The sequence below is a fragment of the Allobosea sp. genome, assembly GCF_030694325.1.
Lineage (GTDB): Bacteria > Pseudomonadota > Alphaproteobacteria > Rhizobiales > Beijerinckiaceae > Allobosea.
In genome coordinates this window covers 1-7,953 of sequence record NZ_JAUXYO010000164.1, presented here as the reverse complement: position 1 = coordinate 7,953, position 7,953 = coordinate 1, and the positions used below count along the sequence as shown (strand labels likewise).

General features: G+C 59.3%; 7 protein-coding genes and 1 pseudogene. 4 read left to right on the top strand and 4 right to left on the bottom strand.

Features of this window, described 5'->3' with window-relative positions:
• From Q8M82_RS23430 to repA, 3 genes and pseudogenes are all read right to left on the bottom strand, one after another.
• A pseudogene (locus tag Q8M82_RS23430) lies at positions 1-154 on the bottom strand (plasmid replication protein RepC); the annotation flags it as partial.
• Between the two features lie 213 nt (positions 155-367).
• Positions 368-1,369: a plasmid partitioning protein RepB gene (gene repB / locus Q8M82_RS10300; RefSeq protein ID WP_305691274.1), complete on the bottom strand. Its 1,002-nt coding sequence runs from the start codon at positions 1,367-1,369 to the stop codon at positions 368-370.
• Positions 1,366-2,574 carry a plasmid partitioning protein RepA gene (gene repA, locus Q8M82_RS10295; protein WP_305691273.1) on the bottom strand — a complete coding sequence of 403 codons (1,209 nt, stop codon included), beginning with the start codon at positions 2,572-2,574 and terminating at the stop codon, positions 1,366-1,368. Before repA ends, repB begins: the two co-directional genes overlap by 4 nt.
• A gap of 357 nt (positions 2,575-2,931) precedes the next feature.
• Here repA and Q8M82_RS10290 point away from each other — a divergent pair, with 357 nt between their 5' ends.
• From Q8M82_RS10290 to Q8M82_RS10280, 3 genes are read left to right on the top strand one after another with little or no spacing between them, the layout of a single operon-like run.
• Positions 2,932-4,371 carry an ATPase domain-containing protein gene (locus Q8M82_RS10290; protein ID WP_305691272.1) on the top strand — a complete coding sequence of 480 codons (1,440 nt, stop codon included), beginning with the start codon at positions 2,932-2,934 and terminating at the stop codon, positions 4,369-4,371.
• Positions 4,372-4,397: 26 nt separating this feature from the next.
• On the top strand, positions 4,398-5,414 hold the full coding sequence (locus Q8M82_RS10285) for a sensor histidine kinase (protein ID WP_305691271.1): 1,017 nt from the start codon (positions 4,398-4,400) through the stop codon (positions 5,412-5,414).
• A 6-nt stretch (positions 5,415-5,420) separates the two neighbouring features.
• Entirely contained in the window at positions 5,421-5,801 is a 381-nt protein-coding gene (locus Q8M82_RS10280) for a response regulator (RefSeq protein ID WP_305691270.1), read from the top strand.
• A gap of 101 nt (positions 5,802-5,902) precedes the next feature.
• Here Q8M82_RS10280 and Q8M82_RS10275 read toward each other — a convergent pair whose 3' ends face one another.
• A complete protein-coding gene (locus tag Q8M82_RS10275; protein ID WP_305691269.1) occupies positions 5,903-6,592 on the bottom strand; it encodes a LuxR family transcriptional regulator in 690 nt (229 codons plus the stop codon).
• Positions 6,593-6,818: 226 nt separating this feature from the next.
• Here Q8M82_RS10275 and Q8M82_RS10270 point away from each other — a divergent pair, with 226 nt between their 5' ends.
• A complete protein-coding gene (locus Q8M82_RS10270) occupies positions 6,819-7,454 on the top strand; it encodes an acyl-homoserine-lactone synthase (protein WP_305691268.1) in 636 nt (211 codons plus the stop codon).
• The last annotated feature ends 499 nt before the right edge of the window (positions 7,455-7,953 follow it).

The following is a 7,953-nucleotide window of genomic DNA, read 5'->3' as shown; positions in this document are numbered from 1 at the left end:
AAAGCGCGTTCTTGGCCGTGCAGATCGCCCGGAAGATATTCCATTTGTGGACCGCTTTATCCGGCGGCCGTGTCTTTGCGCTCGCCTGGCTTGCCACATGGGCAAGCGTCAGCGATCGCCGCCCAAAAGGCGTCGTCGAGAGTCGTGGTTCCATGATCCTTGCCTCGTTTAGGGCAAAGGAAATCGGCTCGCCGAAACGGCGCTAAATCTCGCAAGAGACTCTTGACGGTGATTCGTGGAAGTGCGATTCTCAGAGTTGCCACACTAAGAGAAGGGCTTCCGGAACTCCGTTTCGGGGGCCTTTTTTCTTTTGCCTATGCCTAATCCTTCAGTGGTTGCGGAGTACAGGGCCAACGGCTCTGCGGTGTCATCCTGAACGGTTCGCCTTGAACGCTGCGAACATTTCTGGAAGCTTCCCTTCGACGAAGGCAGCAAAGGCGTCGCCATTTGCATCATGCCCAATCGAAATCACGGTACGCGTTCGTGAGGTCGCTACCCGTGCGACCTCCATGTCGGCCACGGCCACAATCCGGTACGCTTCTCCACTCGGGCGCGATTGGTTGGTACTAGCCAATGCGGCGGCAAGAACTGTCAGAAAGCGATCGTCTGACGACAGACCCTTGAACTCCGGCTCCGCAATCTTCTGCGCAACGCGCGTTGCGGCACCTGGACCCGACAACGCATCGACAAGCGCAAGCCATCGCCCACGACCAATCTTCGGCGCCCGCCCAATCGCATCCACTAGATCGCCTGGAATGCTGCGAGCGACGACTATTAGTTTCGATGCTTCCGCGCGGTCGATTGCCAGAGCTCTTTGACCGACGAGCCGGTCGTGGCCCGCGTCCTCTAGTCGCAAAGCAAAGGTCGCGCGTTCGATAAATGTCAGATCTTCGCGTGCGGCATTTTCGAGGCCTTGGGCGACCGCGAGGTCGGCATCAGACAGTGGCCTAACGACCGCCTTGACCGGGAGGCCGAGTTCGCGCACGGCGCGTACGCGCCGATGCCCGTAGGCGATTTGGTATCGGCCCGAATTAGCAGGTTCCTCCCGCAAGAGCACCGGTACGGCTTGCCCCTGCTCTCGGATCGATTCCTTCAGCGCTTCGAACGCCGGAGTATCCTGATCGTCAAAGCGGTCCCGAAAGGGAGAGGGCGTGATCAGTTCAGGGTCGATCTCAACGATTGCCTGACCAACCGCAATACGCCTCCGAAGCTCTTCGTTCTCGCGCTCGACATTAGAGAATGTGCTTTGCAACGAGCGGATCGATCCGGAGGCGACACGTGGCAGCGCGGAGCCCGTGTTGTCTGCAGACAACACGGGCGTAGGAGCGGTAGCGAAAAGCGACTTGATCGTGTCGGCGCGCTTGCTCATCGGCCCCAGACCTCTTTCATGAGGGTGACGATCTCCGCATTCACGGAATCGACCGACTCCAAAGCTCGATCATAGGCTGCCCGGCCAACCGAGCCGCGGTCGAGCTCATAAAGCGACTGCTTGGTAAGGCCAGAATTGGCAATCGCAGTCGATTTCCAGGCCGTTGCCTTAAGCACGTCATCGCCAAACAGATTCCGCAGCAGAGCGACGATCTGCGACTCCGGCACGTCGTTGGGATCGTGCCGCGTTACGACGTAGCGAATGAAATCGTAATCGAGCCGCCCGCCCGCGTTCTCGATAATGGCCATCAAGTCGGATGTCATCAGCAAGAACTGGCTCATTGAAGCGACGTCCACCATCTGGGGGTGAATCGTCACCAACATGGCCGTCGCGGCATTAAGCGCGCCCATCGTCAGATACCCGAGCTGTGGGGGACAATCGATGACGACGACATCAAACTGATCGGCGACCTGATCGATAGCCCCGGCGACCCGCCGAAAGAACAACTCATGGCCCCTCACCCCGCGATCGAGCATGGCGCGCGGGGTATGGTGTTCAAACTCCATCAGCTCCAGATTGCCGGGTACGAGCCCGACGCCTTCAAAGTAAGTCTCGCGAACAACCTCCTGCATTGGCCTGCGCTGGTCGTCGTAGCGAATCGCGCCATAAAGTGTCGCATTCTCAGGGATATCGAACTCAGGCTGATAACCGAACATCGCCGACAGTGACGCTTGGGGATCAAGGTCAATCGCCAGCACCCTGAACCCTTGGAGTGCGAGAAACTGCGTCAGGTACAATGCGGTCGTTGTTTTAGCCGAACCGCCTTTGAAATTGGCTACGGTGATGATTTGCAGCTTCTCGCCATTTCGTCGGCCGGGCGAGAACTGGAGGGCCTCCCGAGGGCGTGCTGAGCTCAAATAGCCACGTAATTCATTGACCTGACCAAGGGTGTAGGATCTGCGGCCCGCCGAGCCAATCGCAGGGGTAGGACCAAGGCCATCCAGCGATAACTGCCTGAGATAGCCGTCCGACACTCCAACGATCCGCGAAACTTCGCCCGACGTGAAGGACCGTAGCGATTTGCGTGCCGATGGTGGAAACAGCGAGGTCCCTAGAGAACGCAACTGGTTCGAAAGGGCAGTAGCGTGACGCGACACTCGCGCAGACGCGAGTTCAGTTTGGGTTGAAGCGGCGGAGGCGGTCATGTCGTTCTCGCTCAAGACGGAACACGAGCGTCAGACGCTCTCTTTCCGTCTCAGGAAGACGCCATGATTCTGTCTAACTGGCAAGGAATTTAAGGTTAACGAACCCTTAATCAGGCAGGACACGTTGTCCGCAGACAACACGCGACGCCAACATCCGGCTGGCCGACTCCGAGATGGCCACCAGCCTATATGAGCAAAAATAGACGGCGCTATCCCGATCGTGTCAAAAGACATAGGTGAAATCCGCGATTGATGCTGTGAGGCTGCAATTCTGGGGCGGGTATGTGCGGTGCCTCCCCGTCATCCTAGGGCGCGGCGGCGTGCGCTGACGCTGCCATCAACTTCGAACAGGCAGTCATGGCAAAGCGGAAGAAGCAGACCGTCGTAAGCTCTGGTATTGCAGGGCTTGATGAAATTCTCCGCGGCGGCCTACCCGCGTCCAACCTTTACATCGTGCAGGGCGCGCCTGGAGCAGGCAAGACAACCGCGGCATTGCAGTTTTTGCGTGCCGGCGTCGAGGCAGGAGAGCGCTGCATCTATGTCAGCCTTTCGCAGACGGCCGCCGAACTTCAGTCAATTGCCTTGTCTCACGGCTGGACGCTGGATGGCATCCGCGTGGAGGAGTTGTCGGCCTCCGAAGCGGTTAACGGCACCGCGGACCAGACGATTTTCCAGACGGCTGAGCTGCGGCTGGACGAAACGCGCATGGCGATCGAGCGCGCAATCGAAGAGCATAAGCCGCACAGGCTCGTGTATGACTCGTTGCTCGAGATCCGGCTCATCACCGGCGACACTCCCCGTTTCCGAAGGGAACTCATAGGCTTCAAGGCGTTCCTGGCGAAGAAGGGCATCATCGCCCTGCTGCTCGATACTCAAACCAACGGCGGCGATCGAAGCGGTGAGGAAATCGAGGGTATCGCGCACGGCGTGATCCGTTTCGACAAATCGCTTGAAGAGTATGGAGCGGTGCGCCGGCGCATCGAAGTCAGTAAGATGCGGGGCGTGGCCATTGCGGACGGCTACCATGACATGGCCATTCGCGAGGGGCACGGCGTTGTCGTGTTTCCCAGGATTGTGCCGGGATCTGCCGTTGAAGTCGTCAAGCCTCAGTTAATCAAATCCGGGGTCGAGGCGCTCGATGAGATGTTCGGCGGCGGACAGGAATCGGGAACGATCACGCTCGTCATCGGTCAGTCCGGCACGGGCAAATCGACGATGTCCTCGCTTTACGCGACTGCGGCCCTGAAGCGTGGTGAAAGCGTTGCACTTTTCCTGTTCGAGGAGCGGCTCGAGACCTTTTTCCGGCGCTCTGAAGGCCTGGGCATGGACCTCCGCCAGTTTTACAAGGATGGCCAACTCGTCATCTGCGATTTCAGCCCCAATGAGATATCGCCAGGCGAGTTCGGGCAGATCGTTCAGCGGGTCGTCGCCGAGAACAAGACGCGCGTAGTGGTGATCGATAGCTTCACCGGCTATCTGAACTCGTTGCCCCATCGCGATAAGGCCGTGCGGGATATCCAGTCGCTGCTTAAGCATCTGGCCCGTGCCGACGTTTTAACGATGCTGATCGTCGCACAGCACGGGCTGCTCGGACAGAATGTCGGCATCGATGTCGATGTCAGCTTTCTCGGAGATACCGTGCTTTTGCTTCGCATTATGGAACACGAGGGTAAACTCCGGCGGAGCATCACCGTCGTTAAAAAGCGACATGGGCCGCATGATCTCGACGTACGGGAACTTCTGATCGCAACCGGCGGCGTCTCGGTCGTCTCCTATAATCCGCTTCCCGACACGTGAGCGTTTCTGCGCAGAACAGTGTTGGGATGCTGGACTGGGTGCTCATACTGGCACCCTATCGCAAAGACGCCTCCTACATGGCCTCGCTGCTAAGCGAGCATGGCATCCGTGCTCAGGCAGTGACCGCAATCGAACTGGCGGATCGCATCGCAGCGTTCCCAGGCGTTCTCGTCGTCACGCACGAGGCCCTGAACCCCGTTGCCATCAACACGATTTCCCAGTTCCTGCAGGACCAGCCCAACTGGTCGGAAATACCCATTGTTGTCCTGCTCGATCGCGCAGCCCCTCAATCCCGGATCCAATCGGCGCTCGCCGCCGCCTGGCCCCGTTCACGCCAGACGTTTTATCAACGCCCCGTCGCTGCGCTCGAACTGGTCAGCGGCATCCAGTCCGCGCTGTTGACCCGGTTTCGACAGCGTGAGGTCCGGGACTATCTCGAGCGGGAAACGGAGCTGCGGCTAGAACTCAATCACCGCGTCAAAAACATCCTCGCCAGCGTGATTTCGATCTTCCAGATGACGCGTCGTGGCGCCGATTCGGTTGATGGCTTGGCTGAGGACTTTGCCGGCCGCCTGACGGCGCTTTCGAACGTCCATTCCGTTGTTTTCAACGCTGGCGGCGACGAAGCCCAGTTGAATGACATCATCGATGCGACGGTCGCGCCTTACCGCGTCGAGGGGCGCTCAAACATTCAATCCAGCGGCCCTGACATTTTAGTGCCCCGCAGTGTGGGAACCACTTTAGCTCTCTGTCTGCACGAGCTCGCCACGAACGCGATAAAATACGGCGCTTTGTCGAGACCAGACGGCCAGATCACCCTGACATGGGAACTGTCCACCGATCCCGATCCGCTCCTCACGATCAACTGGACCGAAAGCGGCGGCCCCCCTGTCGTCGCGCCGGCTCGAGTCGGCTACGGAACCCGCTATATGCGCTCGGCGTTGACGAGCGTATTCGGAGAACGGCCCGAATTCAGCTTCGATCCCGAAGGTTTCCGCTTCGTCGTGCGCGGGCCGCTCTCCCGTCTGGCGCAAAAACCATGAGGGACCATGACCAAGCCTATGCCCCTGCGGGTCTTCTATCTGGAGGATAACCCACTTATCGTCTTTCACATCGAAGCCATGATCGAGGATCTCGGTCATGTATTTTCGGGATCTTTGAGTAGCTTCGCCGAACTTAAGGTGTCTTTTGGCCAGTTCGTGATGGACTGCGCATTGGTCGACATCGACCTTGCCGATGGTCCGACGGGACCTGAGGCGGCGGAATGGTTGCTGAACAAAGGCATCCCTTCGATTTTTGTTACCGGTCAAGCAGAGATCGCGGCAAAACATGCGCACATATCGCTTGGTACGATCGTGAAGCCCGTTGCCGATAAAGACATGGCAGCTAAATTGGAGCTGTTCAGATCCGTTATCATTGCGAACAGCTGAGATTCATTGGCATATTTCCTAGAGATTAGCTTGTCAGACACTGTGAACGGCCTCAATATTAGGCACCTGTCGTAAGAGATCCGTTTAGATCCATCCCGCTTTCAGCGCGATCGCCACTGCCTGAGGCAGGGTCTCGGCCCCGAGGTTCGATGCGCATTGTCGAGGTGGAACTTCACCGCGCGCGGCGTGACGCCCAGGATCATCGCGGTCGCCTCCATCGATTTGCCGCGAGCGGCCCATATCAGGCATTCGCGCTCGCGCTGGGTCAGTGGCGCAGCCTCTTGGCGCGGGCAACGCCTTCCCAATTTCGCGTCTGCGTGAGCGTGGAATGTCAGCCCGATCAACTGGACGATGTCGTTCGCTTCCGTGACCATCTTCCCATGCGCCGTACTGACCTCGTCGACCGCGAAGGTGAAGGCGGCGAACCGATTAAAGCCGCCAGCGATCGCGACGGAGACGCCATGGCGGATGCCAAACTCGTCGGCGTCGTCAAAGAGGCGCTTCTGGGCGCGCAGCGGAAACTGACGGGCGGCTTCGCGCGTCCACTGCATCGTGGAGCGCTTGCCTTTGGCAAAGGCCACGACGGGATCAACGTCCTGGTAGCCTTCGGCAAAATAATGCTCGCTCCATCGCTTGGGATAAGACGAGATCAAAACCGGATCGGCGTCACCAAAGCCGAGATAGGCGAAGTACCGGAAGCCCATGCTCTCGGCGACGCGTTGGCCGACGCGCTGAAACTCCATTTCTCCAACCGATGAATGCAGGCCATCGACCAGTTCTTGATACGCCATCTCTACCGATTTCATCCTACCCCCCGGCTGATTGCGGCGCCTTGCTTCACGCGCCTGATGACCCTTTTCCACTCGATGGCAGCGGCCTCTGCTTCAAAGATGCGGCGAGAACACGGCCACAACTTTAGAGGGAATCCAGAAAACACCCTGTCACATCCGACAGGTTCGCCGACCGGCTGCCTCTGTTTGATTGGCCTCCAGATCAACGCGATTCGAAAGGCTGGTCATGCAGGTCGTCGAACTGAGCCGCGCCGGATATGGCGCCAATCTCTCGCTGCTGATGGGCATGCATCGCCTGCGGCGAAAGGTGTTCAAGGACCGACTCGACTGGCAGGTCTCAACCACAGGCGATCTCGAGATGGACCGCTACGATACGCTTGATGCGACCTATCTGGTCGTCGCCGATCGCGGCTCTGTACTGGGTTGCGTGCGGATGTTGCCGACGACGGGCCCCAACATGCTCGCAAACACGTTCCCGGAGTTGTTGGACGGCGGAATTGCTCCTTGCTCTGACCTCATCGCGGAAAGCTCGCGCTTTTGCATCGATACCGATTTGACCGACATCACGACGGATGGCGGACTGCGGCGAGCAACATTCATGCTCTTTGCCGCGATGCTGGAATGGGGCGACGCGCGAGGCTTGTCGTCGATCGCGACGGTCACCGATCTCCGCATGGAGCGCATCTTGCGAAGGGCAGGGTGGACCCTGCAGCGTCTGGGCGCGCCACAGCGGATCGGAGCGACGAATGCTCTTGCCGGATTGCTACCGATCGAGGAGCGCGCGCTCGATGCGATCCGACGCAATGGCGGACTGACCGGCCCGGTCCTTCCGGTCAAGATGCCGCTCCCGCTTGCGGCCTGACCGATCTCGGGAGGGTTGGCATGCTCCGGATGATGGTTCTCGCTGGCGTCGCCTGGATGTCGATCAGTGTCGCGCGCGCCGATGATTGGGGCTGCACGGTCCTGCTGTGCCTGGCCAATCCTGGAGGGCCGACACAGTACGCCGCCTGCGTCCCGCCTGTGATGCGGCTCTGGCAGCATCTGAAGCGGGGAGGGGGCTTTCCGACATGTGCAGGCGCCGGATCGAGTACATCTCCCGTCGGATACGATCCTTACGAGCCCTGCCAGGACGGGTACGTCCTGCGTGAGCTTGGGCGCGATGGTTCAACTCAGCCGGCTTGCGTCTCAAGCAAGCCAGTTCGCGAATGCGATCGCACGGATGTCAACGGCGGTCGGATTCCAGGCCAGCGCGGCGGAGTAAAAGCAGGCCAGTGGCGGCGATCGGGGCCCTTTGCGTATCGTCGCATTCTTTTCCGATCAGCTTGTTGTGATCTTGCCGGTCTCGGGATCGAGGTGTTCGG

Bases quoted from the DNA above. Each gene is read 5' to 3' on its own strand.
- repB (WP_305691274.1), bottom strand. From the start codon at position 1,369: ATGAGCAAGCGCGCCGACACGATCAAGTCGCTTTTCGCTACCGCTCCT.
- Q8M82_RS10275 (WP_305691269.1), bottom strand. From the start codon at position 6,592: ATGGCGTATCAAGAACTGGTCGATGGCCTGCATTCATCGGTTGGAGAA.
- Q8M82_RS10285 (WP_305691271.1), top strand. From the start codon at position 4,398: ATGCTGGACTGGGTGCTCATACTGGCACCCTATCGCAAAGACGCCTCC.
- repA (WP_305691273.1), bottom strand. From the start codon at position 2,574: ATGACCGCCTCCGCCGCTTCAACCCAAACTGAACTCGCGTCTGCGCGA.
- Q8M82_RS10270 (WP_305691268.1), top strand. From the start codon at position 6,819: ATGCAGGTCGTCGAACTGAGCCGCGCCGGATATGGCGCCAATCTCTCG.
- Q8M82_RS10290 (WP_305691272.1), top strand. From the start codon at position 2,932: ATGGCAAAGCGGAAGAAGCAGACCGTCGTAAGCTCTGGTATTGCAGGG.
- Q8M82_RS10280 (WP_305691270.1), top strand. From the start codon at position 5,421: ATGACCAAGCCTATGCCCCTGCGGGTCTTCTATCTGGAGGATAACCCA.